At 63.7% G+C, this 24,225-nt stretch carries 28 protein-coding genes and 1 other RNA gene; 14 read left to right on the forward strand and 15 right to left on the reverse strand.

The window, feature by feature from the left end; translation table 11 throughout:
* The first annotated feature begins 161 nt into the window (after positions 1–161).
* From RM530_RS09925 to RM530_RS09935, 3 genes are all read left to right on the forward strand, one after another.
* Positions 162–1,013: an SDR family oxidoreductase gene (locus tag RM530_RS09925; RefSeq protein ID WP_311365072.1), complete on the forward strand. Its 852-nt coding sequence runs from the start codon at positions 162–164 to the stop codon at positions 1,011–1,013.
* Entirely contained in the window at positions 1,010–1,513 is a 504-nt protein-coding gene (gene greB, locus RM530_RS09930) for a transcription elongation factor GreB (protein WP_311365073.1), read from the forward strand. Before RM530_RS09925 ends, greB begins: the two co-directional genes overlap by 4 nt.
* Before the next feature lie 87 nt (positions 1,514–1,600).
* Positions 1,601–2,095: a CC0125/CC1285 family lipoprotein gene (locus RM530_RS09935; RefSeq protein ID WP_311365074.1), complete on the forward strand. Its 495-nt coding sequence runs from the start codon at positions 1,601–1,603 to the stop codon at positions 2,093–2,095.
* Positions 2,096–2,164: 69 nt separating this feature from the next.
* On the opposite strand, the gene RM530_RS09940 is transcribed toward RM530_RS09935, so the two are convergent.
* On the reverse strand, positions 2,165–2,536 hold the full coding sequence (locus tag RM530_RS09940) for a rhodanese-like domain-containing protein (protein WP_311365075.1): 372 nt from the start codon (positions 2,534–2,536) through the stop codon (positions 2,165–2,167).
* 139 nt (positions 2,537–2,675) lie between these two features.
* Here RM530_RS09940 and RM530_RS09945 point away from each other — a divergent pair, with 139 nt between their 5' ends.
* From RM530_RS09945 to RM530_RS09970, 6 genes are read left to right on the forward strand one after another with little or no spacing between them, the layout of a single operon-like run.
* Positions 2,676–3,458, forward strand: coding sequence for a DUF3450 domain-containing protein (locus RM530_RS09945; protein WP_311365076.1), 783 nt, complete (start codon positions 2,676–2,678; stop codon positions 3,456–3,458).
* Positions 3,455–4,825: a MotA/TolQ/ExbB proton channel family protein gene (locus RM530_RS09950; RefSeq protein WP_311365077.1), complete on the forward strand. Its 1,371-nt coding sequence runs from the start codon at positions 3,455–3,457 to the stop codon at positions 4,823–4,825. The genes RM530_RS09945 and RM530_RS09950 overlap by 4 nt, the downstream gene beginning before the upstream one ends.
* Positions 4,818–5,351 (forward strand): MotA/TolQ/ExbB proton channel family protein, encoded by a 534-nt coding sequence (locus RM530_RS09955; protein ID WP_311365078.1) that lies wholly within the window; start codon positions 4,818–4,820, stop codon positions 5,349–5,351. The genes RM530_RS09950 and RM530_RS09955 overlap by 8 nt, the downstream gene beginning before the upstream one ends.
* The gene (locus RM530_RS09960) at positions 5,348–5,755 is read left to right on the forward strand and encodes an ExbD/TolR family protein (protein WP_311365079.1); all 408 of its coding nucleotides are present in this window, start codon (positions 5,348–5,350) and stop codon (positions 5,753–5,755) included. The genes RM530_RS09955 and RM530_RS09960 overlap by 4 nt, the downstream gene beginning before the upstream one ends.
* Positions 5,752–6,438 carry an energy transducer TonB gene (locus RM530_RS09965; RefSeq protein ID WP_311365080.1) on the forward strand — a complete coding sequence of 229 codons (687 nt, stop codon included), beginning with the start codon at positions 5,752–5,754 and terminating at the stop codon, positions 6,436–6,438. Before RM530_RS09960 ends, RM530_RS09965 begins: the two co-directional genes overlap by 4 nt.
* Positions 6,439–6,448: 10 nt before the next feature.
* Positions 6,449–9,004 carry a DUF1329 domain-containing protein gene (locus RM530_RS09970; protein ID WP_311365081.1) on the forward strand — a complete coding sequence of 852 codons (2,556 nt, stop codon included), beginning with the start codon at positions 6,449–6,451 and terminating at the stop codon, positions 9,002–9,004.
* A gap of 81 nt (positions 9,005–9,085) precedes the next feature.
* Here RM530_RS09970 and RM530_RS09975 read toward each other — a convergent pair whose 3' ends face one another.
* The gene (locus tag RM530_RS09975) at positions 9,086–9,529 is read right to left on the reverse strand and encodes a DUF6918 family protein (RefSeq protein WP_311365082.1); all 444 of its coding nucleotides are present in this window, start codon (positions 9,527–9,529) and stop codon (positions 9,086–9,088) included.
* A 65-nt stretch (positions 9,530–9,594) separates the two neighbouring features.
* Here RM530_RS09975 and RM530_RS09980 point away from each other — a divergent pair, with 65 nt between their 5' ends.
* From RM530_RS09980 to RM530_RS09995, 4 genes are all read left to right on the forward strand, one after another.
* A complete protein-coding gene (locus tag RM530_RS09980) occupies positions 9,595–10,941 on the forward strand; it encodes an ABC1 kinase family protein (protein ID WP_311365083.1) in 1,347 nt (448 codons plus the stop codon).
* Between the two features lie 136 nt (positions 10,942–11,077).
* The gene (locus RM530_RS09985) at positions 11,078–12,433 is read left to right on the forward strand and encodes a DUF1329 domain-containing protein (protein ID WP_311365084.1); all 1,356 of its coding nucleotides are present in this window, start codon (positions 11,078–11,080) and stop codon (positions 12,431–12,433) included.
* A gap of 138 nt (positions 12,434–12,571) precedes the next feature.
* Positions 12,572–13,063 (forward strand): DUF2505 domain-containing protein, encoded by a 492-nt coding sequence (locus RM530_RS09990; RefSeq protein WP_311365085.1) that lies wholly within the window; start codon positions 12,572–12,574, stop codon positions 13,061–13,063.
* Positions 13,064–13,066: 3 nt separating this feature from the next.
* Positions 13,067–13,291: a DUF2970 domain-containing protein gene (locus RM530_RS09995; protein ID WP_311365086.1), complete on the forward strand. Its 225-nt coding sequence runs from the start codon at positions 13,067–13,069 to the stop codon at positions 13,289–13,291.
* A gap of 15 nt (positions 13,292–13,306) precedes the next feature.
* Here RM530_RS09995 and metW read toward each other — a convergent pair whose 3' ends face one another.
* Genes metW through proC form a run of 4 tightly spaced genes read right to left on the reverse strand, consistent with a single transcriptional unit; the run spans position 13,307 to position 16,463 of the window.
* Positions 13,307–13,912: a methionine biosynthesis protein MetW gene (gene metW, locus RM530_RS10000; protein ID WP_349256216.1), complete on the reverse strand. Its 606-nt coding sequence runs from the start codon at positions 13,910–13,912 to the stop codon at positions 13,307–13,309.
* 5 nt (positions 13,913–13,917) lie between these two features.
* Complete coding sequence (metX, locus tag RM530_RS10005) at positions 13,918–15,078, reverse strand: homoserine O-succinyltransferase MetX (protein ID WP_311365088.1); 1,161 nt, start codon at positions 15,076–15,078, stop codon at positions 13,918–13,920.
* 1 nt (position 15,079) lies between these two features.
* Entirely contained in the window at positions 15,080–15,637 is a 558-nt protein-coding gene (locus RM530_RS10010; RefSeq protein WP_311365089.1) for a YggT family protein, read from the reverse strand.
* 10 nt (positions 15,638–15,647) lie between these two features.
* Complete coding sequence (gene proC, locus RM530_RS10015; protein ID WP_311365090.1) at positions 15,648–16,463, reverse strand: pyrroline-5-carboxylate reductase; 816 nt, start codon at positions 16,461–16,463, stop codon at positions 15,648–15,650.
* A gap of 130 nt (positions 16,464–16,593) precedes the next feature.
* Between proC and ilvA the strand changes: the two genes are divergently transcribed.
* A complete protein-coding gene (gene ilvA, locus RM530_RS10020; protein ID WP_432276086.1) occupies positions 16,594–18,156 on the forward strand; it encodes a threonine ammonia-lyase, biosynthetic in 1,563 nt (520 codons plus the stop codon).
* 61 nt (positions 18,157–18,217) lie between these two features.
* Here ilvA and RM530_RS10025 read toward each other — a convergent pair whose 3' ends face one another.
* The 9 genes from RM530_RS10025 to sohB form a co-directional block, all read right to left on the reverse strand.
* Positions 18,218–18,685 carry an EVE domain-containing protein gene (locus tag RM530_RS10025; protein WP_311365091.1) on the reverse strand — a complete coding sequence of 156 codons (468 nt, stop codon included), beginning with the start codon at positions 18,683–18,685 and terminating at the stop codon, positions 18,218–18,220.
* The gene (locus tag RM530_RS10030; RefSeq protein WP_311365092.1) at positions 18,685–19,320 is read right to left on the reverse strand and encodes a hypothetical protein; all 636 of its coding nucleotides are present in this window, start codon (positions 19,318–19,320) and stop codon (positions 18,685–18,687) included. The genes RM530_RS10025 and RM530_RS10030 overlap by 1 nt, the downstream gene beginning before the upstream one ends.
* Before the next feature lie 131 nt (positions 19,321–19,451).
* On the reverse strand, positions 19,452–20,054 hold the full coding sequence (locus RM530_RS10035) for a 5-formyltetrahydrofolate cyclo-ligase (protein WP_489752850.1): 603 nt from the start codon (positions 20,052–20,054) through the stop codon (positions 19,452–19,454).
* Position 20,055: 1 nt separating this feature from the next.
* A non-coding RNA gene (ssrS, locus tag RM530_RS10040) (6S RNA) lies at positions 20,056–20,237 on the reverse strand.
* Between the two features lie 102 nt (positions 20,238–20,339).
* A complete protein-coding gene (locus tag RM530_RS10045) occupies positions 20,340–20,654 on the reverse strand; it encodes a cell division protein ZapA (RefSeq protein ID WP_311365094.1) in 315 nt (104 codons plus the stop codon).
* Positions 20,651–20,845 (reverse strand): hypothetical protein, encoded by a 195-nt coding sequence (locus tag RM530_RS10050; protein ID WP_311365095.1) that lies wholly within the window; start codon positions 20,843–20,845, stop codon positions 20,651–20,653. Before RM530_RS10050 ends, RM530_RS10045 begins: the two co-directional genes overlap by 4 nt.
* A gap of 128 nt (positions 20,846–20,973) precedes the next feature.
* Positions 20,974–22,371, reverse strand: coding sequence for a DegQ family serine endoprotease (locus RM530_RS10055; protein ID WP_311365096.1), 1,398 nt, complete (start codon positions 22,369–22,371; stop codon positions 20,974–20,976).
* Positions 22,372–22,490: 119 nt separating this feature from the next.
* Entirely contained in the window at positions 22,491–23,123 is a 633-nt protein-coding gene (locus RM530_RS10060) for a YbhB/YbcL family Raf kinase inhibitor-like protein (protein ID WP_311365097.1), read from the reverse strand.
* A 32-nt stretch (positions 23,124–23,155) separates the two neighbouring features.
* Positions 23,156–24,172 (reverse strand): protease SohB, encoded by a 1,017-nt coding sequence (sohB, locus tag RM530_RS10065; protein WP_311365098.1) that lies wholly within the window; start codon positions 24,170–24,172, stop codon positions 23,156–23,158.
* Positions 24,173–24,225 lie beyond the last annotated feature (53 nt).

Consider the following 24,225-nt stretch of genomic DNA (forward strand, 5'->3'; position numbering starts at 1 on the left):
AGGCGGCGCGGGTAGGCCGTGGTGCCCGGCGGAGTGGGGCGTGCCGGCGGTGCGCGGGCTAGGATGGTCGATGGCAGAGGCGCCGCCGCGCACCGCGAATTGACCGAAACGCGCGGTGTGGCGCGAATATTTCGAAAATCCAGATAGAGGAGTGCAAGGCCATGAGCCTCAAGGGAAAGACCCTGTTCATCACCGGTGGATCGCGTGGTATCGGTTTGGCGATCGCCGTTCGCGCGGCGGCCGATGGCGCCAATGTCGCGATCGCGGCGAAGACCGCGGAGCCCCACCCCAAGCTCGAAGGCACGATCTATTCGGCCGCCGAAGCCATTGAGAAAGCCGGTGGACGCGCGCTGCCCCTGGTCTGCGACATTCGTGAAGAGGATCAGGTGCTCGCCGCGATCGCCAAGACCGTGGAGACCTTCGGCGGCATCGATGCCTGCATCAACAACGCCAGTGCCATCTCGCTGACCGGCACGATGCAGACCGACATGAAGCGTTATGACCTGATGAACCAGATCAACGCACGCGGCACCTATCTGGTCGGGCGCAGCTGCATCCCGCACCTGCGAAAGTCCGACAATCCGCACATTCTGTCACTGTCGCCGCCTCTGGACATGAGTGTGAAATGGTTTGCCCCGCACGTCGCATATTCCACCGCGAAATATGGCATGAGCCTGTGCACCCTGGCCTGGGGCCAGGAACTTCGATCCATGGGCATTGCGGCCAATTCACTGTGGCCGCGTACCGCGATCGCCACTGCGGCGATCAAGCTGATCGGCGGTGAGGAACTGATGCGGCTGTCGCGCAAGCCGGAGATCATGGCCGACGCGGCCCATGTGATCCTCAACAAGCCGGCATCCGGGTTCACCGGCAATTTCTGTATCGACGACCTCGTACTGTCCGAGGCCGGTGTGCGCGACTTCTCGAAGTATCTCGCGGTGCCGGGAATGGCCGAGTCCCAGCTGATGCCGGACTTCTTCGTGCCTGACGACCTTCCGACCCTGCCGCAATGAGCCGCTGGCGTCCGCCGTCGGGAGAGCGCAAGACGCCGTACATCACGGCCCAGGGCTATGCCAGGCTCAAGGCCGAATACGATCAGCTCTGGCGAGGACGTCGCCCCGAGGTGGTGCGCGCCCTGGCCGCGGCGGCCGCCGAAGGTGATCGCTCCGAAAACGCCGAATACCACTACCGCAAGAAGGAACTGCGCGAGATCGACCGCCGTGTGCACTATCTGCAGCAGCGATTGCCGATATTGAAAGTCGCCGAGGCGATTCCCGGTGATCCGCAGTGCATCTTTTTCGGGGCCTGTGTCGAACTTGCGGACGAGGAGGGTGTCACACGACGCTACAGGATCGTCGGCCCCGACGAAACGGACGCTGCGCAAGGGCGGATCAGCATCGATTCGCCCTTGGCGCGCGCCCTGCTGAAACGACGTGTCGGCGAGATCGTCACTGTTGCGTTACCCGCCGGAGAGGCTGAATTCGAGATTCTGACCATTTCCTATGGTCCATAATCCGTTCGGATTCTGGCGCCTGGCATCCGCGGGCGCCGTTTGTTCGCATACCCATTTCAGACGAGACACGGAACCCAAGGTCGTTCAATGAACAAGCTCCACACCATCGGCGCCCTGTTGCTGAGCGCCATCACGATTTCCGCCTGTTCCACCACGACTCCGTACCAGCCGCTGCGTAACGGCTACGGCTATTCGGATCAGAAACTGGAGTCGAACCGTTACCGCATCAGCTTCAGCGGCAATTCCTCGACGCCGCGCGATACCGTTGAAAACTATCTGCTGTACCGCGCCGCGGAGCTGACGCTGCAGTCCGGCAACGACTACTTCGTGCTGGTCGACAATTCCACCGAGGCCGATACGCGCTACCGCCAGAGCATCAATGCGTATAGCGGCTTCGGCCATTACTACTGGTATCCGTCGGTCGCGGTCAGCAGTGGCGATTCGTATCCGATCACGAGCTACGAGGCCAGCGCCAACATTCAGGTATTCAGCGGCGAGAAGCCGGCCGACAATCCTCAGGCTTTCGACGCGCGCGACGTGCGTGCCAACCTGCAGCCCTTGGTGACCCTGCCGAGCGAGTGAGGCTGCGCCAGCGTGATGAAGAACGGGGCCTGCTTGGGCTCCGTTCTTGGTTTCGGCGTCCGCGTACGGTCATGATTCGACGGGCATCAGCGTTTCAAGCGCCCGCCAGCCGCCCTCCACCGACACGACCTTGGAATAGCCCATGCGTGACAGGTTGTCGGCCGCCAGTGCAGAGCGGTATCCGCCGCCGCAATACAGGTACAGCGGTGTGTCGGGGTCGGGCACGACGGTTTCGATGTCGCGTTCGATGATGCCCTTGCCGAGCCAGCGCGAACCGCGCACGTGGCCGTCGTCGTACTCGCTGCGCTCGCGCACGTCGATCAACTGGGCGCCCGGTGCAGCCTGCAGCGCAGCGGCGAGTTCGACCGCCGGAATCTCGCGGATTCTTGTGCGCGCCTGTTCGACCAGGGCGACGAAGGCGGGGCTGTGCTGTTGCGCCATTTGCTTGCATACTCCGGACTGCGTATTTCGGACGAGTCGAAATGCTCCGGTCCTATGATAGATTGCCTTGCAGAAAGCCTGTACCAGCGCGTTTTCGAGCGCTCTGCTACAGACTTTCTATTGTGGGTACGCCTCCATCATGAGGAGATTGCGCAGCGGGCGCGCCGCGATTCTGGCGGGCGTTCTGATCATTGTCGGGACAGGAACGGCCGCGGCGCAGGACAGCGCCGCGCAAGTGGACCAGGCGCTGGATTCGACGATGCAGCGTCAGCGCGACAACATCCGTTCGCAGACGCGGATCAACCAGTTGGACGACGCGACGCGTGAGGCGCTGCAGCGCTACCGCGCGGCACTTTGGCAAAGCCAGCAGCTGGACGCCTACGCTGGGCAACTCGACCAGCTGTTGGGCACGCAGTCCGAGGAAATGGCGTCCTTGCGCTCGCAACTCGACGAACTGCAGGTGACGGAGCGCGAGATTCTGCCGCTGATGCTGCGCATGCTGGACGGATTGGAACAGTTCGTCGACGAGGATCTGCCGTTCCTGCAGGGCGAACGCCAGGAACGCGTCGACAATCTGCGCCGCAGCTTTGCCGACCCGGCGACGAGCACGGCCGAAAATTTCTCACGTCTGATCGATGCCTATCGGGTCGAGTACGAGTACGGCCGCGGGCTCGGCGCCGAGCGCGCGGCGCTGGACGAGGATGGCGCGGTGGTCGACATTCTGCGCGTGGGCCGTGTGGGCCTGTTCTATCGCCAGCTCGACGGCGCCGAGGTCGGCGCCTGGGACGCACAGCAACAGGCATGGCACGTACTGCCGGACCGGTTCGAGCCCGATATCCGTCAGGGCCTGCGCATCGCGCGTGAGACCGCGGCCGCCTCGATGCTGGTGCTGCCGCTGGCGGCACCGGGAGCGCCCCAATGACCGGCGTGATGTGCCGCGCACTGACGGTTTTGTGCCTGATGGGTTTTTGCAGTGCGCTGTTCGCTCAGGCGCCGGACGCGGACTTCGATGCCTTGCTGCAGGAGCTGCGTGAATCGGCGCAGGACAGTGCCACGCTCAATCGCGAGCGCGAGGCGCGCTTTGTCGAGCAAAAGCAGCAGCGTGAGGCGCTGATGCGCGAGGCCGAGGCCAAGCTGGCCAGCGCCCGAAAGAAGGCCGCGGCGGCCAAATCCCGTTACGACACTCAGCAGGCCGAACTGCTTGCCGCGCGCAAGAAGCTCGATGACGGCGTCGGCGAACTCGGTCAGGTCTATTCGACACTGCGCTCCGCGGCCGGGGAGTTGCGCCAGCAGGCACAGGGTTCGCTGGTCAGTGCGCAGTTCCCGCAGGGCGAATCCCTGCTCGGCACCTTGGCGGATGGGCGGCGCCTGCCGCGACTGGCCCAGATCGAGGCCTTTCAGCTGTGGTTCCTGCGCGAACTGCGGGCGCAGGGTGAAGTGGACGGTTTTGACGCCGCGGTCGTGGCTACCGATGGCGAACGCAGCCAACAGCGGGTGACGCGGGTCGGGCCCTTCACGGCATTCACTGAAGCCGGCTATCTGGTGCGTGGCGACGACGGTGCCTTGCAGTTACTGCCGCGTCAGCCGGCGCCGGGTTTGCACGGGCTGATCGACGATTTCGTGGAGGCGCCCGCAGGCGAGTCCACCGCCATTCTGATTGACCCTACGCGCGGCGAGCTGCTGAAGATCGAGTCCGAAAAGCCGCGCCTGTTCGAGCGGCTGGGGCAGGGTGGCGCGGTCGGCTATCTGATATTGACGATCGGCGCGGTCGGTCTGCTGCTTGCGATGCTGCAGTCGGCCTGGCTGACACGCGGCGCGGTTCGGGTGCAGGGCCAGCTTGCGCGAATCGAGCAACCGGACGCCGGTAATCCCCTGGGGCGCGTAATGCTTGCCGTGGACCAAGCCGATGGCGACGATCCGGAGCTGCTGGAACTCAAACTGTCCGAGGCAGTGGTGCGCGAGGCACCGCGGCTTGAGCGGTTTCAGGGTTTGTTGCGCCTGTTCGTGGCCGTGGCACCCTTGCTGGGGCTGCTGGGCACGGTGACCGGGATGATACTCACTTTCCAGGCGATCACCGTGTTCGGAACCAATGACCCCAAACTGATGGCGGGAGGCATCTCACAGGCTCTGGTCACGACCGTGCTGGGCCTGGTGGTGGCGATCCCTCTGCTGTTCCTCAACAGCCTGCTGCAGACGCGTTCGCGCGCGATCGTGCAGATTCTGGACGAGCAGTCCGCCCTGGCGCTGGCGCGGCGGCTGGATCGGCGCTCCGGTGCATCCGATGTTTGAATGGCTGGCGCCGGCCCGTTCCGTCGCCGATTTTCTCGATGCCGGCGGATGGGTGCTGTGGACCGTGCTGTTCGCCGGCGTGCTCATGTGGACCCTGATCGTCGAACGCTGGCTGTGGTTTCTGCGCGCCTACCCACAGGCACGTGCACACGCCAGCACGCTCTGGCAACAGCGACCGGATCGGCGGGACTGGGCTTCACGGCGAGTGCGCGCGGCGATGATCGGCCGGGCATCGCAGTCGATGTCGGCGACGCTGCCGCTGATCCGCACGCTGATCGCGGCCTGTCCGATGCTCGGCCTGCTCGGCACCGTGACCGGCATGATCGAGGTGTTCGATGTGATGGCGCTGACCGGCACCGGCGACGCCCAGGCGATGGCGGCCGGCGTGTCCCGCGCCACCGTGCCGACGATGGCCGGCATGATCGTGGGTATTTCGGGCCTGTTGCCGATGCACCGCCTCAACGGGCGTGTGCGCGGTGAATCGGAGCGCTTCGGCGAACTGCTCGAAGCGGGAAGCGGCGAATGAAGATGAAACGCCACGACAGTCCTCCCGAGGACAACGGCATCGACCTCACGCCGATGCTGGACGTGGTGTTCATCATGCTGATCTTCTTCATCGTGACCACTACCTTCATTCGCGAGGCTGGCATCGAGATCAACCGGCCCAATGCGCAGACCGCGCAAAAGCAGGAGCGCGTGAACATTCTGGTGGCGATCGCGCCGAACGGTGAGATCTGGATCGACGGTCAGCGCGTCGACATCCGCGGACTGCGTGCTGCCATCGAAACCCTGCGCGGCAAGGATCCGGACGCCAGCGTGGTGGTGCAGGCGGACCGGGACGCGCGTGCCGGTTTGCTGGTCGAAGCCATGGACCAGGCCAGACTGGCCGGCGTTCGTAACGTCGCGGTGTCCGCGCAGCGAACGCCATGATGGCGACGCCGCGCGTCGGCGGCGCCCTGTGCATCGCGCTGCTGGTGGTCCTGGTGCTGTTCTGGCTGATGCAGGCGATGATCGCGCCACCCGAAGCGCCGTTGGACGACGCGCGCCGTGTCGCCGAGATCGCCACGGCACCGCCGCCCGAACAGCCGCAACAGACGCAGCAGGCGCTGGCGCAGGCACCGCCACCGCCGCCGCCACCGGCGCCGGCTGCGCTGGCCCGCCCGGAGATTCCCTTGCCTGCGGCCGCGGCCGTGACGCCCAGCGAGATCGATGTGGCAATGCCGGCCAGTCTGTCCGGCGGACCGACGCTGGGCAGTGGCAGCTTCGCCGGATTTGGCGCCGGCGGCGGCACCGGCTCGGGCGGCGGCGGGTACGGACAGGGTCAGGGCTTCAGCGGAAAGCCCTTGGTACCGCTTTCGACCGCACGTCCGCAAATGCCGGACTGGGCCTGCAAGCGCAAGATTCAGGGCTGGGTCGAGGTCGTGTTCACGGTGATGCCGAATGGCCGGGTGCGCGATGTGCGCATCGTCGACGCCGACCCGCGCGGAGTCTATGAAGCCGCTGCGGTCGAAAGCGTCTCCAACTGGATCTATGCTTCGCACGACAATGCGCGTGAAGTGAAGCAGCGGGTCGAGATGGACCCGGCCGATTGTGCCTACAACTACCCACGCTGAGTCGTCCGCAATGATCCGATGCACAGACAGGCTCGGTCCAAGCATTGCGCAAGCATGCCGGGCAAGTCTGCTGATTGCGGCCTTGCTGTTGGGGGTGGCGTCGAACGCCTTCGCCGATCAGTACCGCAGCAACGTGCGCGAACTGTCGAAGCCCCCGCCGGAAATAGGGCAACAGGACCCGGCGGCGCTGTTGAAAAAGATCCGGGAGCCGTACCCACGCGCCCTGCTGCTGCGCGAACTGGCGGCGCGCGAGGCGGCGGCGGGGCGCTACAGGCAGGCGGCGGACTATCTCGATCAAGCCCTGGCGACGGGCGCGCTGTCGGGCGTAGCCGAACAGGCGATGCGTGAGGATCTCGCCGGGCTGCGCAGCGCCAGCGGCGACCCTGACGCCGTGATCGGCAGCCTGGAGCCGATGCGGCGATCCGGTCGAACGATGTCGCCCGCGCAGCGCGCCGCCCTTGGCGCCGCCTATGCGCGCAAGCGGCGCTACACCGAAGCCTTGCCCATGCTGCGCTCGGCGGTGGAGGCGGCTGGCGCTGCCGTGGACCTGTCCTGGCTGCGCGCCCTGCAGGCGGTCCATGCCGGGCTGGGCGATGACGCCGCGGCGGCCGATCTCGCATTGCGGGTGCTGCGTCGCGCTCCGCAACAGGACCAGTCCTGGCTCGATGCGGCAGCCTGGCAGCTCAAGGCAAAGCGCGATACGCGCGCCCAGGCTCTGCTGGAACTGGCGGCGCGGCAGGGCATGCTCAGCGAACCGGAACAGCGCATGCAGTTGCTGCGCCTGACGGCCCGCATCGGGGCACCGTTTCAGGCAGCTTCATTGCTGCGTCGTTGGATCGAAGACGGCACCGTGCCATCGTCCGCTGAGCGGCGGCATCTGCTGGCCCAGCTCTGGCTCGCCGCGCGCGAAGCGCGGCTCGCGAGCACTGCGATCGAGGCCTCCTTGCAGGATCGAACCGATCCGCAACTGCTGGTGCAGCTGGCACAGATCCACATGGATCAGGAGCGCTACGCCGAGGCCGAGCGGGCTTTTGAACGCGCCATCGCCGCCGGTGACGATGGCGCCGACGTGCATTTCTCGCTGGCGATGGCGCGCTATCAGCAGGCCGATATAGACGGTGCGTTGGCCGCACTGAGCAGTGGTCCGCGCGGCAACGCCGCGCAGCAGAAACTGTCGAGGTCGTGGAGCGACTATCTGCAGTCAGGTCGTGCGCGTGAGCAGGCGATGCGCGCCGCCGTGGAACGACAGGCCCAGCAACGGGGTGCGCCCGACGATCTGCAGGCACGTCTCGGCGGAGGCTTCGAGGAACGACGCCTTGATGTGACGCCGAGCGCCGCAGGCACGTCCGGCGATGGGCTGACGCCGGTCGGCGCCGAAGCCGGGGGTAACGCTGATGGCACGATCCCGCCCTGGACCGGAAAAACGGTGTCGGCCAGCGAGCGCGCGCCCGAGTTCACGATCGACGCCGCGAACCAGGCGCGTTATGCCGACAAGCTGGCGCCGGGCTATCGCGCGATGTTCGAGGCCTACCCCGATTTTGCGATGCCGGTTCATGCCAGCCAGCGCAGCGTCGTGTATCCGAAGGCTATCGACATTGCCAGCGCCGACAACCTGGAACGCGCGAAGCTCGTGGGTGCGGATACCTTGACCGGCGCGCGCCTGGGCTTTCCGTTCATCCATCCACAAACGGGCGTTGAGGTGATGTGGAATCACCGCCTGCGTTGGCGCGGCAATTCCATGGAGCGGCGCACCACCCAGGTGGTGGTGCAGGCGAACGGCGCCACCAGTAGCCGCCTCAAGCAGCACGAGCGCCTGCTGGCTCGATACGCCAATCTGGACGCGCCCTCGGATCTGCAGCAGGACAATGTGCTGCTGTACTACCTCACTTGGTTTACCGGCAGCGGTGACGACTTTCTGGCTTTGGTGCACGAAACCGCCAATGCGGAGCGGTCGCCGCGCGCCATCTGGGTGCAGCCGCCTGGTGTGCCGCGCCTGTTCCGCTTGCCGCCGGTTGGCTATGACCAGGTGTTTCCGGGCTCAGAAGGCCTCTACTTCGTCGATATGCTCGACATGTACAACGGCCCGTTCGACCGCTATGTGTGGAAGCTGGCCGGCAAGCGTGAGCTCTACATCCCGTATAACAACCGCAAGTTGGCGGAGGGCGTGTACGCGGCCAAGACCTTGCTCAAGCCGGGGCATCTTCCGTCGCAAGTCCTGCGCTATGAGCTGCATCGCGTCTGGGTGGTCGAAGCCACGTCACGGGAGGGCACCCGGCACAGCTTCGGGCGCCGTGTGTTCTATGTCGACGAGGACAGCTGGAACGTGGTGTTGGTCGAGAATTACGACAGCGAGGGACGGTTGTGGCGTTTCCAGGAGGGACACCTGAACTATCATCCCGGGATTCGCGCGGCGGACTGTGCGCCGGTGGTGACCTACGACCTCAAGGACGGGCGCTATTTCGTCAACCGGCTACGAGTCGACGATCCCGAAGCGCAATTCGACGTACCCGGTATCGGTACCAGAGACTTTCTGCCCTCGGCCGTGCGAGGCCGCTATGTTCATTGAGTCTCGATTGCGAGCGTTTCGTAAGTGGCGTCCAACATTTTGTAAAATGAACGCTAAAGTTAGTCTCCACGAAACGATGCTTCAACCGAGATAGGTGGTCAACACACGCGAAAGGTCCGGAAAGATCGTCTGCATGTCCGACTCCACGCCCTTGCGCAGCTTGTTGTAGAGCGCCTGCAGCGACTTGTGATCGGCGCGGGCGACGCGCGCATCGGCGACGCCGAGCATCGCCGGGATCGCGCGTTCGGAATGCTTCTGCAGATAGACGCTAAAATCGCCGGCGCTACTCTGGCTGAACTCCTGATACAGTGGATCGAGCGCCACCGCGAATTCCGGAATCAGCTTGCGCATGGCGTTGCGCAGGAAATTCGGCTTCGCGGAATTGGCGGTCGAAAGCGCCGCCTTGTACGCCAAGCCTTTGAGGCCGGATCGCTTCGAGACGAAACGCTCGACCAGTTGAGTGCAATCGTTGATGAGTTCTTCGCGGTGATGGTCCGCGAGCAGCAGATCCGGCAGGCTCGCCATTGGCCCTCCAGCAGGGGATTTGACGGACGTCTATGGACGGAGATGAAAAGCGCCTCAAGCCTAGCATGACGAAGCTCACAACCCGCCCCTTCGAGCGCAATTTGCGCATGGCGCGTCTGGGTTTCGGCACCGGTGCGAAGATCGCTGCGCACTCGTTCTCGAACCTGTTTCGCGATGCCGGTGGGCGCGCGGATGCCGATCGCGTGTTCTACGCGCGCGAGGCGCAGGTAATGGCCGACGAACTCGGCCAGCTCAAGGGCAGCATCATGAAGGCTGGGCAGATGCTGTCGCTGTACGGGCAGTATTTCCTGCCACCCGAAGCCGTGGATGTTCTGTCCAGCCTGCAGGACGACACCCCGGCTGTCGCCTGGCCAGTGGTGGCGCCCGTACTGGAGCGTGGCCTCGGCAAGCAGCGCCTCGCAGAGCTTGAGGTCGACGAGCGTCCCTTGGCCGCCGCTTCACTGGGGCAGGCACATCGAGCCCGGCGCCGCTCGGATGGTGCCGAACTGGTGTTGAAGATTCAGTACCCCGGTGTGGGCGATGCGATCGAAAGCGACGTCAACACCTTGTCGCGTGTGATCGGCATGACACGCTTGGCGCCGCGTGGCCTCGATCTCAACTCGATCTTTGCCGAAGTGCGCGAGATGCTGCATCGCGAGGTCGACTACGTTGCCGAACGGCGTTTCACCGAGGATTTCGCTGAACGGCTGGCCGATGACGAGCGCTACGTCGTGCCCAGGATCTACCGCGAGTTCTGCAGCGATCAGGTGCTGGCCACCAGTTTCGAGCCCGGCGAGGGAGCTCGCGCCAAGGCCGTGCAGTCGCTGCCGCAGTCGGTGCGAAACGAGCTGGCCCTGAATTTCCTGGATCTGTTCCTGATCGAATTCTTCGACTGGGGCATGGTCCAGACCGACCCCCATTTCGGCAATTACCGGATCCGCCAGGAAGCCGGACACCCACGCATCGTATTGCTGGATTTCGGTGCCACGCGCATCTTCGGGCGCGGCTTTGTCGACGGCTATCGCAGTATCGTCGCCGGAGCGCTGGCGCGTGATGCGGCACGTGTCATCGATGGCGCCAGGGCGATCGGCCTGATGGACGATGCGTTTCCGCAGAACGTGGTATCCGCCTTCGTCGACTTGTGCGAGCTGATCATGGAGCCGTTCCGGGAGCCCCATGACGCTGGCGATGGCCAGCAATGGTTCAATGCCCAGGGAGCTTATCGTTGGGCCGAGAGTGATCTGCTCAAGCGCGTTACCACCCGCGCCAGTCGCAACGCCCTGTCGCGGTACTTCAGAGTGCCGCCACGTGAAATCGTGTTCCTGCACCGCCGCCTGGCGGGTGCTTTCATCATGGCGGCCACGCTCGGCGCCGAAGTGTCGGCGCGTGAACGATTGCTGGCGCGGCTCTGAACCGCCGGCCTCGCCTGAATCCCTGCTGAATCAAGTGCGTAGGCAATTTCTTACTTCAAGTTGGCGCCACCTGCACGGGTCCGATAGGATCGCCCGATCCTGAATTTCAACTGCTCAGAAACCCGAAGGAGGGTTTATGAAGACCACACTCATTGCAGGTTTCCTTGGATTCGCTGCGATTCTGTTTGCTGCGGAGCCGGCCCTGGCGGCCGTGTCGGCGCAGGAAGCGGCACGCCTAGGCAAGGACCTGACGCCGATCGGGGCCGAGAAGGCCGGCAACAAGGACGGCACGATTCCAGAATGGACGCCGGGCGAGCAGGACGGCGACCTCAGTGGCGAGTATCCACATAACGACGATATCGACGGTGAGAAGCCGACGTTCACGATCACCAAGGCCAATATGGCCAAGTACGCCGATAAGCTCACCGAGGGACACAAGGAGCTGTTGGGGCGCTATGACGACTACAAGATGAACGTGTATCCGTCCTACCGTTTCGTCGCCTTCCCCGATGAGATCTACGAAGCGACTCAGAAGAATGCGACGACTGCGGAGCTGGTTGCGCCGGACCGCCCGCAGGGCGCAACGCTCGGGTTCCCGTTCCCGATCCCGAAATCTGGCGCCGAACCGATCTGGAACCACAAGCTGAAATGGCGCGGCGAAGGCGTGCGTCGTTACAACAATCAGATGATCGTGCGCCCGAACCAGCCGATGCAGCTCACCAAGCTGATCGAGGATGTGCAGTTCGCCTACGCCAGCATCGAGAACCCGGTCGAACTCGAGGACGGTACGCCGTACCTGTATTACCTATCCGAAACGGTCGCGCCGCCTCGACTGGCCGGCCAGTACATTCTGGTGCACGACAAGACCGGTACCGGCAACGAGGGACGGTCGGCCTGGCTCTACAATCCCGGTTTCCGCCGCATTCGCCGCGCGCCGGCGGTGTGTTGCGACAATCCGTACGAGGGCACCGAGGGTTATCAATTCTACGATCAGGTCGATATGTTCAACGGCATCCTCGACTACTACGACTGGAAGTTGCTCGGCAAGAAGGAGATGTACATTCCTTATAACGACAACAAGGTTGCCAGCGACAAGGTCACCTACAAGGACATCGCGACGCCGAATCACGTCAATCAGGATCTGCCGCGCTATGAGTTGCATCGCGTCTGGGTGGTGGAAGCCAACAACAAGCCCGGCCTTCGCCACAAGATCAAGAAGCGGGTGTTCTATATCGACGAGGACAGCTGGAATATCGTCGCCGTGGATAACTACGATCAGCGCGACGAACTGTGGCAGTTTCAGGAGGGACATCTGACGGTCGCTTCGAATGTACAGTCGGCCGGCACGGTGCCGGAGGTGATCTACCACTTCGACTCGGGTGTGTACTTCGTGACGGCGGCCTTCAACGAGGACGAGCCCTACAACTTCGACGTCGATTTCAGCAAGAATCACTTCAGCGCGTCTTCGGTGCAGAAGAATTCGTCGAAATAAGCGCTGAGACGATCATCGGTCGCCGGCAGATTCCACCGGCGGCCTTTTCCTTGCATGAGAGCTGGCACAATCGGTTGAGGGGCAGCCGGGCAGCGGCACTCACTTGGCGAACGGGTACAAAATGGGGAACGACCTTCAATGCTGAATTTCGATGAAACCTTGCAGCTCGGCGGTAATCAGGAGCGCTTTTTTCGCATGCTTCAGGACAAGTCCTTCTTCGAGCGCAAATACAAGGACATGCGCCTGCAGACCGCCGAAGTGCTGGAGCACGAGGGGGTCGGCGAGGTGATCAAGGTGACTGTTCGCTACTCGGCTCCCTTGGGGGAGGCCTTGCCGCCGATTGCGCAAAAGTTCGTGGGCGACGAGATCGTCATCACCCAGCATGAACAATGGGATTTTTCCACGGGAAAGGCCAGCATTCGGCAGGAGGTCCGCAATGCGCCGGCCAAGATCGGTTCGGACATCGAATTCGGCGAGGCGGCCGACGGCGTTCAGGTGGAGATGCATTGGCATGTCAATGTGAGCGTCCCCATGATCGGCGCCAAGCTGGAAAAGATGATCGGTGATACTTTGCGCATGATGATGAAGGCGGAGTTCCGCTCATCGCGCAAGCTGCTCGCGGAATACTGAGCCGTGTTCACCCCGCGTTGCGCCGACAAGTCACCGGGTCCGTTCGATCAGTTGCTGAGCGTGCTTGCGGCGTTTTTTGGCGTCCAGAGCCGGCGCAATCGCGAACGCGATTTCAAGCATGGCAAGGCCATCAACTTCGTGATTCTCGGCGTGGTGATGACTATCGTGTTTGTGATCGTGCTGGCGCTGGTGGTCAAGCTCGTGTTGCGTAGTGCCGGAGTCAGCTGAGGGCGCGCGAGGACATTACGCCGCGGCGGGTATGGCGCCCTTGAGCATGTACAGCGCGCTTTCGGCGAACAGGTTGGGGATGGTTCTCGAAAGCCAGCCCTGGCGCTGCGCCGGCCCGGTGAAATTGCGCCGCAATATCGACCAGGCCTGCTCCTGGCACAGGGCTTCGAAGTCGTTGACCGTGCACAGGTGGATGTTTTCAGTGGCGTACCAGCGGCTGGGCAGGGCCGGCGTCATCGGCATGCGTCCGCGTACGAGCTGGGTTCGTGCACGCCAGTGGCCGAAGTTGGGAAACGTCAGCACCCCGACCTGGCCGACCCTGAGGATTTCCTGGATGGCGAGATCGGGATGCTGCAGGGCCTGTAGCGCCTGCGACATGACCACGTAGTCGAACGATTGGTCTCCGAACTCCTCGAGGCCGGCGTCGATGTCGGCTTCGATGACATTGACGCCATTTTCGATACAGCGAAGCACGTTGGCCGGGTCGATCTCCAGGCCGTAGCCCGAGACCTCGCGGCTCTGCATCAGGTGTGCAAGCAGCGCGCCGTCGCCGCAGCCGAGGTCGAGCACACGGGCGCCGGGCTCGATCCATTCGGCGATGATTCGCAGTTCAGGGCGCAGCGCGATCATGCGCCGACCTCAAGCGCCACACGGTTCAGGTAGGCGCGCAACAGCTGGTGATACTCCGGCAAGGGCATCAGGAAGTCGTCGTGCCCCAGTTGCGATTCGATCAGGGCATAGCTGACGTTCTTGCCGGCCGCGACCAGGGCCTGCACGATTTCGCGCGAGCGCTCCGGCGAGAAGCGCCAGTCCGCCTCGAAGGCCAGGACGAAGAAGCGGGCGCTGGCATGCGACAGCGCGGCCACCAGATCATCACTGTAGTCGCGGGCTGGGTCGAAATAGTCCAGAGCCTTGGTCATCAGCAGGTAGGTGTTCGCATCGAAGCGATCCACGAACTGCTGGCCCTGATAACGAAGATAGCTTTCAACCTCGAACTCGACTTCGTAGTTGAACTGCATGTGGCCACCGCGCAGCACCCGTCCGAATTTGGCGCGCATCGCCTCGTCGGAGAGGTAGGTGATGTGCCCGAGCATGCGCGCAAGCTTGAGCCCGCGCGAAGGCACCGTGCCGTGCTCGTAGAAATGGCCGTCGTGAAACTCCGGGTCTGACAGGATGGCCTGACGCGCGATTTCATTGAAGGCGATGTTCTGCGCCGAAAGCTTGGGCGCCGCAGCGATGACGATGGCGTGCCGGATGCGCTCCGGCAGATCGATCGCCCACTGCATGATCTGCATGCCGCCCAGGCTGCCGCCAATGCCCGCCGCCCATTGCCGGATGCCCAGATGATCGGCCAGCAAGGCCTGGGAGCGCACCCAGTCGCGAACGGTGACGATGGGGAAGTCCGGACCCCAGTGCTTGCCGGAGTCCGGATTGATGGTTCCCGGCCCGGTGGAGCCGCGACAGCCGCCAAGGTTGTTGAGGCACACCACGAAGAAGCGATCGGTATCGATCGGCCGCCCCGGCCCGATGCAGTTGTCCCACCAGCCCGGCTTGCGGTCGCCGGCAGCATGGAAGCCGGCAGCATGATGGTCACCGGACAGTGCGTGGCAGATCAGAATGGCGTTGCTACGGTCGGCATTGAGCCGGCCATAGGTTTCCACCATCAGCTCGTGCTGCGCCAGGGTGCGGCCACAGTCCAGCAACAGTGGCGCATCCAGCGTGATGCGCTGCGGTACGACGATGCCGAGGCCGCCGAATTCCTCCGGAGCGGGGGACGAATCGTTCACTTCAGCGCAGAATCCCCGGAACGCCGATCAGGCGGGCGAGCACTTGGAGCAGCAGGATGACCACCAGCGGAGACAGGTCGAGCCCGGAGATTGGTGGAATCACGCGGCGCACGGGGCGCAACAATGGCTCGTTGAGGCTCCACAGGATGCTGCCAGCAGGATTGTTGTAGCCCGGGCCGACCCAGGACAGCACGGCCTGGATCAGCAGCGAAAAGGTATAGATCTGCAAAGTCAGCCAGGCCATTTTCAGCACGGCGAACCACAGTGCCTGGATCAGCGGCACGCCCAGGCCGAGGATCGCGAAGATCACGTAGATGTAGATCACCGTACAGACGTAGGTGACGAGAATTCCCGCTATGTCGATATTGCGGTAGCGCGGCAGTACGCGCCCCGGCAGATCGACCAGTGGCTGCGTGACCTTCCAGATCACCTGGCATACCGGGTTGTAGAAGTCCGCACGCACCAGCTGCAGCAGAATCCTCAGGATCATCACCATCAGGTACAGCTGCAGCAGCGTGTTGACCAAAAAATAAAACGCGTTGTTCACATTCGCGGACATGACATTCCTTTCAGCTGCGGTCCAGTTCGTCACCCAGTTCCGCGGCGCGGCGGGCTGCGCATTCGAGCGCGGCATTGTAGAGCTTGCGGACGCCGCCGTTCTCCAGCGATTCGATGGCCGCCGCCGTGGTGCCACCCTTGGAGGTGACCTGGAGGCGCAGCGCTGCGGCATCCTCGTCGCTGTCGCTGAGCATGCGCGCGGCACCGGCGACGGTGTGCGTGGCCAGTTGGCGCGCCGTGTCCGCCGGCAGGCCCAGCGCGATGCCGGCATTGCACATCATTTCGCACAACTGGAAAACATAGGCTGGGCCGGAGCCGGACACGGCGGTGAGCGCGTCGAGCATCGGTTCGGTCTCCACCCAGCAGGTCTCGCCGACGGCGCCGAGCACGTATTGGGCGGCTTCGCGGGCCCCGGCTTGCGTCTCTGGCGGCGCATACAGGCCGCTCATGCCGGCGCGGTAGAGCGCCGGCGTGTTCGGCATGCTGCGTACGATTTGGACTTGCGGGCCGAGCCAACGGCGCAGACTGTCGATGCGGATACCTGCTGCGATCGAGATCACGGCGCTGCCGCTGGGCAAGCTGAGCCCGTGCACGGCGGCCTGGAGCACCTGCGGCTTGACGGCGAGTACCACGACCTGCGCGTCACGCACGGCCTCGGTCGCGCTGTTCGCATTGCTGATGCCGTACTGTCGCCTCAGCGCTTCCGCCTTGGCCCGATCGGTATCAACGACCGCAATCGCTCCAGGCTTGTGGCCGGAAGCGACCAGTCCGCCGATCAGGCTCGCAGCCATGTTGCCGCCGCCGATGAAGGCAATCGTCTCTGTCATGTTCCCGGAAAGCTCGTTCGAGCCGGTTGCTGAGTTCAGCCGCCTATAATACTGGGCTGCCTGCAAAGCCGCTGCCACTCCGATGGCGACGCGGCGGCGCGGGCGGCGCCATTTTCAACCGGATAGCCAGGTGAACGAAATTGCAGGACGCACCGCACGCGAACGCGCGCGGCTGCTGCACGACTATCGCGTGCGCATCGACAACGCACGGGTCTATGACGTGGCGATCCGCAGTCCGCTGGATGAGGCGCCGCGGCTGTCCGCGCGGATGGGCAACCGTGTCCTGCTCAAGCGCGAGGACGCGCAAGCGGTCTATTCGTTCAAGCTACGCGGTGCGTACAACCGCATCGTCCGGCTATCGGATGCTGAGCGCCGCCGTGGCGTGATCTGCGCTTCGGCCGGCAACCACGCGCAAGGCGTGGCGCTGGCCGCCCAACGTCTGGGAATACCCGCATGGATCGTGATGCCCCGGACCACGCCGCAGATCAAGGTGGATTCGGTACGTTCCCTGGGGGCCCGCGCGGTGCTGCACGGTGATGCCTATGACGATGCCGCCGAGCATGCCGCGGAACTCTGTGCCGCCAAGGGACTCAGCTACATCCCTCCGTATGACGATCCGGAGATCATTGCCGGACAGGGCACGGTGGCGCGCGAAATCATCGCCCAGCATCCGGACCCGATCGATGCCGTGTTCGTGCCGGTGGGCGGCGGCGGGCTGATTGCCGGCGTGGCCGCGTATCTCAAGGCGGTACGGCCCGAAGTGAGGATTATCGGCGTCGAGCCGAGCGATTCGAACTGTCTGGCTGCGGCGATGAAGGCCGGTCGTCGCGTGAGCTTGCCCCAGGTGGGCCTGTTCGCCGACGGTGTGGCGGTGCGTCAGATCGGCAAGGAGAATTTTCGCCTGGCGCGTCATTTTGTCGATGAAGTGATCACGGTCGAGACCGACGAGATCTGCGCGGCGATCCGCGACATGTTCAATGAAAAGCGCGCGGTTCCCGAGCCCGCAGGTGCACTGGGCATTGCCGGCATCAAGCGCTGGGTGGTACAGCACGGCGTGCGCGACCAGACCCTGTGCGCGATCGTCAGCGGTGCCAACGTCAATTTCGATCGGCTCCGGCATATCGCGGAGCGTGCGGAGCTGGGTGATGCCAATGAGGCGCTGTTGGCCGTTACGATTCCCGAGCGTCCCGGCAGTTTTCGGCGCTTCTGCCGGGACCTGGGCCGCCACAACATCAGCGAATTCAACTATCGCTATGCGGATGCCCAGGGCGCGCATGTGTTCGTCGGGGTGAAACTGGCCGGAGGGCGCGACGAAGCGGCCCAAGTGCTTGAAGGCTTGCGTGCCTCGGGTTACGCGGTCGTCGATCTGTCCGGTGACGAGATCGCGAAGGTCCACATCCGCTACATGGTCGGCGGGCGCGCTCCGGGTCTGAGTGACGAGCGCCTGTTTCGTATCGAATTCCCGGAGCGGCCAGGCGCCCTGCTCAACTTCCTGAGCCGGCTTGGTGACCAGTGGAACATTTCACTGTTTCACTACCGCAACCACGGCGCCGCGCATGGGCGGGTTCTCGTCGGTCTGCAGGTGCCGCGACGTGAACGTGCCGAAAACCGCCGTGTGCTCGACGAAATCGGCTACCCCTGGTGGGAGGAATCGGAGAATCCGGGTTACGAGCTGTTTCTGGGCACCGCTTGACGGCATCAGGTGCGCGACAACAGCCTTTACGCCTTACGCCTTACGCCTTACGCCTTACGCCTCACGCCTTCTCAAGCGCCATGATCCGCCGCCAATGCTGTGGTGTGACCGGCAGGATCGAGAGCCGGTTGCCTTTCGCGATCAACTTGAAGCCAACCAGTTCGTCGGCGTGCTCGCGGAGCTCGGACAGCAGTATCGGGCGCTTGAGATGGCGCTCGTAGCGGACATCCACCAGCAGCCAGCGCGGTTCCTCCGGCTTTGAGCCGGCGTCGTAATGATGGTGCTCAGGATCGAACTGTGTCGGATCGGGATAGGCGTTGCTGGCGATTTCGGCCAGTCCGTAGATACCGGGTGCGGCGCAGTTGGAATGGTAGAAAAGGACGCCGTCCCCAGGCTTCATCCGGTCACGCATGAAGTTGCGTGCCTGATAGTTGCGCACCCCGTCCCAGGGCTCGGTTTGCCTTGGGCGTTTCTTCAGATCGTCGATACCGAAGCTGTCAGGCTCCGATTTCATCAACCAGTAGGCCATCAGAGCTTCTTGTCGCTGTCCGGCACGAACATGATCGGCACGTCGATATTGTCGACTGCCTGCAGGTCGTAGAGGAACTTGAGCATCACATCCTGCACCACGGCATAGAAGGCGCTTCCCGGCTCGACCAGGGCGGCGCGTTCGGGCGGTGTGACCTTGCCGATCGCGGTGTGGAATTCGTGATCGTAGTGGCCGAGACGATCTTCGCCGGATTCATCGCGATAGACCACGGTGAACTTGTAGCGGTCGATGACCTGCTGGCCGTTGTAGCCCAAGCTTATGCCGGCCTTGATTCCGGCTGCTCGGGCCTGTGTGGGGTCGTAGGAATTCTCGGCGGTGACCGTGATGCTCGCCTTCACGGCGGGGTCAGTCGTCGGCAGCATCACCTTGCTGTGACGTAACACGTTTTCGACGTCGGCCTTGAGCTGGCGGGAGCTGCCCTCGTCGGATTTGCCGTTGCTTTCGTAGTTCGCCTCGACTTTCACCGGGACCAAGCGTGCGGGGTGCTTGAGTTCTTCGTGGCGGACCGTCTCGAAATCCGGCAGCACGAAGGACTGCACCGTGGGACCACAGGCGCTCAGGCCGAGGCATACCGCGGTCGACATCACTGGCCAGGCCGACGAAAACAAACGCATGCGGTCAAATTCCTTGTAGGGGGGCGAAGGGAGTGTCGCATGTCGGACGATTGACGGGAAACTGGTGCAAAGCGCCTATAGTTCGCGTGAACTTGGCGTGATCCCATGGGGTGGCTGCCGCGCCGTACGGCTCAGCGGTTCCGGAATCGGCGGATGCCAGCGGGTGTGATCAGGCCGTGCAGCCGAATGTCCCAGGCCTGATGCGGCAATGGCTGGTCCGACAGCTGTTCGAGATGGGCGTACCCGACGCGCAGGGGGCGCCGCCCAGCCGCGTGGCTCGCGAACCATCGATCGTAGTAGCCGCCACCGGCACCGAGGCGGAGTCCATGCATGTCCACCGCCAGCAGCGGAACCAGGACCACATCAATCACGCGCGCCGAGATCCGCCGTTGCCGCTTCGGTTCGGCGATGCCGTAGCGATTCGCGGCATGTCGAACGGAGTGATGGGTTCTGCCGAGGTGCACGAAGTTCATGCGTCCCGCAACGGGCGTCAGCTTGGGCACCAGGACCGTGATGCCGCGGCCTTGCAGCTTGCCGATCAACGGCCAGGTATCGAGTTCGCTGCCGTGAGGGAGATAAACGGCAACGCAGCGTGCGCCGTGTCTGAGCAGAAACGCGTCGGCGCGGCAGGCGGCGCGGGCTGCGTCATAGAGGCGTTGGGCGCGTGGGATGGCCTTGCGCTGCGCACGGAAAAGCCGACGCAATGACTGCTTCGCGTCGGCTTGTGAAATCAAGGTGTCTCCCGCCTGTGCCGTCATCCGTTATCGACCTTGAGACAAAGTCTCAAGTGGGCACCTCACCACGCTATCGGGCTTCCCGTTGCAAGACGGGCCTGCACGCCAAACACGGATCTGGTTCCCGGGTCAGGTAAATAGGCTCAAGGGGTTCCAAACAGACATCGAACACCGCAGGAGACACCCTGCCATTATCCCCGTGTCGGCTCGGGGAATAAAGGTGCAGAGCCAATCAGTTGAACATCGGGTGCCGAAGGCCGGCGCCAGAATCGGACGCTAGGCCCTTCAATCCGTGGAAGCCAGGGTGCTGTCGATGTCCAGACACAGTTGGCTGAGTCGTTCGATCGTCTTCGCGTTGGCGCCGGGAGCGATGGGCTCGACGCCCTGGTGCTCAAGCAATTCGCGGGCGATATTCAGCGCCGCCATCACGGCAATCCTTTCCACGCCAAGTGCCTTGCCGCGTTTGCGGATCGCGTTCATGCGCTCGTTGAGGAACTCGGCGGAGGCGATGAGCGCCTCGTGCTCTTCCTGCGGGCAGGCCACGCTGTATTCGCGCCCCATGATTCTCACAGTGACTGTCAGGGAGGCGGGGCCACTCATCCGTCCTGCTCCAGTTCGAGCGATTTGATTCGTTCGACGATGCCTTCAACGCGTTTGCGCAACTCGGCATTCATCGCGAGCAGCCGGTCGCGCTCCTGCAGCGCACGGCGACGCTCGAGGCGGGCCTGGCGATAGGCGGCCAGGAGTCGCTGGAGGCGGTCCTCGAGTTGCGCGAGCTCGTGGTCGAGCATCGGTCTTGATCCGGGAAATGCGAATGGGCGGCGCCAGTATAACGCCGCCCATCGGGCTTCCGTGAAGACCTTTTCGGTCGCCGCCTGCAGTGCCCGTTGGAGAACCTGGACGGACGAGGGTCTGAAGCCTAGCGCAATACGATGTACATGGAGGCCGGTCCGCGCCGGACCAGCAACAGCAGCTCCTTCTGGTCCTTGACCGCCTTGCTGAAACTCGCCATGTCGGTAACGTTTCGACGATTGACGCTGTCGATCACGTCTCCAGGGCGCAAGCCGGCATAGGCAGCCGCCGAGCCGGTGTCGATGCTGTGAATCATCACGCCCTCGACCTGGCCCGCCAGCGGGTGGTCGTCGGGAATCGGGCCGAAGGTCGCGCCGTCCAGCAGGTCGCTGGGCGCTTCGCCCGGCGCGCCGCTCTCGGTGCTGTCGCCGATCTCGATGCGTTCCTTGCGCTCCTTGCCGTCGCGAATGAGCGTCACCGTCACCGTGTCTCCCACCCGTTTGAGGCCGATCGCATTCTTCAGCATCAACATGTTTCGGACTTCCTGCCCGTCAATCGCGACGATCACGTCCTCGGTCTTGAGCCCGGCCTTGTCGGCCGGGGAGCCGGGCAGCACCTGAGTCACCACGGCGCCGTGGCGACCATCCAGGCCGAAGGCTCGCGCCAGCTCCGGACTCAAGGGTTGGCCGGTGATGCCGATGAATCCGCGCTTGATGTCACCGAACTCGATCAGCTGGTCCATGATGCTCTTGGCCAGATTGGTCGGGATGGCAAAGCCGATGCCGATGTTGCCGCCGCCGCGCGACAGGATCTGACTGTTGATGCCGACCAGTTCACCGCGCAGGTTGACCAGTGCACCGCCCGAGTTGCCGGGGTTGATCGCAGCGTCCGTCTGAATGAAGTCCTGCAGGCCCTCGGTGCTGGTGGCGCGCCCCAGAGCACTGACGATGCCCGAGGTGACTGTTTGGCGCAGGCCGAAGGGGTTGCCGATGGCGACGACGAAGTCGCCGACTTCGAGTTTGTCCGAATCCGCGACCGGAAGCGCCGACAGTTTCTCCGGGTCCTCCAGCTGGAGCACGGCGATGTCGGTATCGGCGTCACTGCCGATGACCTTGGCCTTGAAGGTGCGTTCGTCCGCCAGGGTGACTTCCACCTTGTCGGCCTGCTCGATGACGTGGTGGTTGGTCAGCACATAGCCTTTGCGGGCATCGACGATCACGCCCGAACCCACGGGCTGCGGCCGCGTGCTGCGCGGCTGCTGTTGCTGCTCCGGCACACCGAAAAAGCGGCGGAAGAACGGATCCTGCAACAGCGGGTTCTGCATCTGCTCGTACTTGGGCACGATGGAGACGTTGACCACGGCCGGCAGCACCTGCTTGATCATCGGCGCCAGGGTCGGTACTTCGGTCTGCACCACCGGAGACGCGTCGGCGACGGCGACCGGACTGAAGTCCGGACCGGACCGCAGCAACACGGTGACCGCTGCGGCCAGCACCGCGACCAGGCTGTAACGCAATAAGTTCATCTCGATTCCTTGAATCCTGACGACATCGCAAGGGCACTCAGGCCCGTAGTCCACGAGTCCACGAAGACTCCCGCCGTATGACCTTTGTCGACGGTCGGAGGTTCCTGCCGCGCCGCCGATCAGCTTATGCGAACGGCGGGATTCAGCGTGTAGAGGCCAACGATCGTCGCCGAGCCCAGAACATGCCCGTCCGCAGCCGCGCGAACATCGGCGGCAGTGAATTCGCCTTCCAGCGGAAGGGTCGCCACGTCGAGTGCGAGCAGTTCGAAATGGTAGCGGTGAGGGCGTTCGTCGTTCCAGGGCGGGCAGGGACCGTCGTAACCCTTGTAGCGACCTGCCATATCGGCGTCGCCATCGAACCAGGACGTGTAGTCGTTCAGGCCCTGGCGGCTGCCGTCCGGTCCGACCGGTGTCTGCTTGCCCTTGGGCGTGACGCCCTCGCTGCAGGCGCCCTCGGCGATGCCACAGGTGTCGGCCGGGATGTCGATCATCGCCCAGTGGACAAACTCGACGCGCGGCAGGTCCGCCGGAACGGACCGACCCTCCTGGTTCACGTCGTCGGCCTGGCTTGGTGCGTCATGGTCGATACATAACAGCGCGAAACTGCGCGTGCCGTCAGGAAGCTGCGTCCAGCTCAATTCGGGATTGAGATTCTGTGACAGCTTTAGGTGCTCGACCGCGTCGATGACCGCGAACGCGCAACGGCCCGGAATGGCGCCGCCGTCGAAAAAGCTTTGACTGGTGAGTTTCATCGAATCCTCCTCATGATGGTCGAACTGCCGGGTCAGCGCAATGGATTCCAGCGGCCCAGCGCGCCACGTGCCAGCCGGCTCCATGCGCTCTGCAGCCGTTCCGGCAGACGTCTCGGCCGATGGTAGCGAATCGAGTACAGGTCGTGTTCGCTGAACCGGCCCAGCAGATAGTCGTCGCTGGTCTTGATCTCATCGACCAGCTTCAGCTCCAGCGCGCGCGTGCCGAACCAGTGTTCTCCGGTCGCGACCGCGTCGATCGCAAGTTGCGGCCGGTGTTCGGTGACGAACGACTTGAACAGCGCATGCGTTTCGTCCAGTTCCTCACGGAACTTGGCGCGCGCCTCGTCGGTATTTTCTCCGAACAAGGTTAACGTGCGCTTGTGCTGACCGGCCGTATGCAGTTCGAAGTCGACCTTGTGCTCGTCGAGCAGGCGATGGAAATTGGGCAATTGGGCGACCACGCCGATCGAGCCCAGAATCGCGAACGGCGCCGCGATGATCCGGTCGGCGACGCAGGCCATCAAATAGCCGCCGCTCGCCGCGACTTTGTCGACGGCGACCGTGAGGCGCAGGCCACGACCGCGAATTCGCGCCAGCTGGGACGCGGCGAGACCATAGCCATGCACCAGTCCGCCCTCGCTTTCGAGACGGACCAGTATCTCGTCCTCGGGTTCGGCGACCTGCAGTACCGCGCTGATCTCCTCGCGCAGATGCTCAACCGCGGAGGCCTCGAGGTCGCCCTCGAAATCGAGCACGAATATCCGGCTGCGAGCTTTGCTGCCGCCCAGCTTCAAGGCCTTTTGTTCGCGCTTCTCCTCGCGTCGACGATCGCGGCGGTGGCGTTTCAGCTGAGCCGGCGTCAGCATTGATTCATAGAGTACGTCCGCATGACCGCGAAAGCGTTCGTTCAGACTCTGCACGTACAATGTCGAGGCCGATGCCTTAGCCTGACGGACCGCGCCGACAATGCCGCTGACGATGAACACCACGGCAAGCACCAAAGTCGCAGCCTTGGCCAGAAACGTCAGATAATCGAAAAGATAAGCCACTATGGTGGAACTCTTTGATGGGGGGCGGAATTGCGGGGTCGCTAGTCTAGCGG

The sequence above is a fragment of the Banduia mediterranea genome (assembly GCF_031846245.1).
Taxonomy (GTDB): Bacteria; Pseudomonadota; Gammaproteobacteria; order Nevskiales; family Nevskiaceae; genus Banduia; species Banduia mediterranea.

Bases quoted from the DNA above. Each gene is read 5' to 3' on its own strand.
- RM530_RS09925 (WP_311365072.1), top strand. From the start codon at position 162: ATGAGCCTCAAGGGAAAGACCCTGTTCATCACCGGTGGATCGCGTGGT.
- greB (WP_311365073.1), top strand. From the start codon at position 1,010: ATGAGCCGCTGGCGTCCGCCGTCGGGAGAGCGCAAGACGCCGTACATC.
- RM530_RS09935 (WP_311365074.1), top strand. From the start codon at position 1,601: ATGAACAAGCTCCACACCATCGGCGCCCTGTTGCTGAGCGCCATCACG.
- RM530_RS09940 (WP_311365075.1), bottom strand. From the start codon at position 2,536: ATGGCGCAACAGCACAGCCCCGCCTTCGTCGCCCTGGTCGAACAGGCG.
- RM530_RS09945 (WP_311365076.1), top strand. From the start codon at position 2,676: ATGAGGAGATTGCGCAGCGGGCGCGCCGCGATTCTGGCGGGCGTTCTG.
- RM530_RS09950 (WP_311365077.1), top strand. From the start codon at position 3,455: ATGACCGGCGTGATGTGCCGCGCACTGACGGTTTTGTGCCTGATGGGT.
- RM530_RS09955 (WP_311365078.1), top strand. From the start codon at position 4,818: ATGTTTGAATGGCTGGCGCCGGCCCGTTCCGTCGCCGATTTTCTCGAT.
- RM530_RS09960 (WP_311365079.1), top strand. From the start codon at position 5,348: ATGAAGATGAAACGCCACGACAGTCCTCCCGAGGACAACGGCATCGAC.
- RM530_RS09965 (WP_311365080.1), top strand. From the start codon at position 5,752: ATGATGGCGACGCCGCGCGTCGGCGGCGCCCTGTGCATCGCGCTGCTG.
- RM530_RS09970 (WP_311365081.1), top strand. From the start codon at position 6,449: ATGATCCGATGCACAGACAGGCTCGGTCCAAGCATTGCGCAAGCATGC.
- RM530_RS09975 (WP_311365082.1), bottom strand. From the start codon at position 9,529: ATGGCGAGCCTGCCGGATCTGCTGCTCGCGGACCATCACCGCGAAGAA.
- RM530_RS09980 (WP_311365083.1), top strand. From the start codon at position 9,595: ATGACGAAGCTCACAACCCGCCCCTTCGAGCGCAATTTGCGCATGGCG.
- RM530_RS09985 (WP_311365084.1), top strand. From the start codon at position 11,078: ATGAAGACCACACTCATTGCAGGTTTCCTTGGATTCGCTGCGATTCTG.
- RM530_RS09990 (WP_311365085.1), top strand. From the start codon at position 12,572: ATGCTGAATTTCGATGAAACCTTGCAGCTCGGCGGTAATCAGGAGCGC.
- RM530_RS10010 (WP_311365089.1), bottom strand. From the start codon at position 15,637: ATGTCCGCGAATGTGAACAACGCGTTTTATTTTTTGGTCAACACGCTG.
- proC (WP_311365090.1), bottom strand. From the start codon at position 16,463: ATGACAGAGACGATTGCCTTCATCGGCGGCGGCAACATGGCTGCGAGC.
- RM530_RS10025 (WP_311365091.1), bottom strand. From the start codon at position 18,685: ATGGCCTACTGGTTGATGAAATCGGAGCCTGACAGCTTCGGTATCGAC.
- RM530_RS10030 (WP_311365092.1), bottom strand. From the start codon at position 19,320: ATGCGTTTGTTTTCGTCGGCCTGGCCAGTGATGTCGACCGCGGTATGC.
- RM530_RS10045 (WP_311365094.1), bottom strand. From the start codon at position 20,654: ATGAGTGGCCCCGCCTCCCTGACAGTCACTGTGAGAATCATGGGGCGC.
- RM530_RS10050 (WP_311365095.1), bottom strand. From the start codon at position 20,845: ATGCTCGACCACGAGCTCGCGCAACTCGAGGACCGCCTCCAGCGACTC.
- RM530_RS10055 (WP_311365096.1), bottom strand. From the start codon at position 22,371: ATGAACTTATTGCGTTACAGCCTGGTCGCGGTGCTGGCCGCAGCGGTC.
- RM530_RS10060 (WP_311365097.1), bottom strand. From the start codon at position 23,123: ATGAAACTCACCAGTCAAAGCTTTTTCGACGGCGGCGCCATTCCGGGC.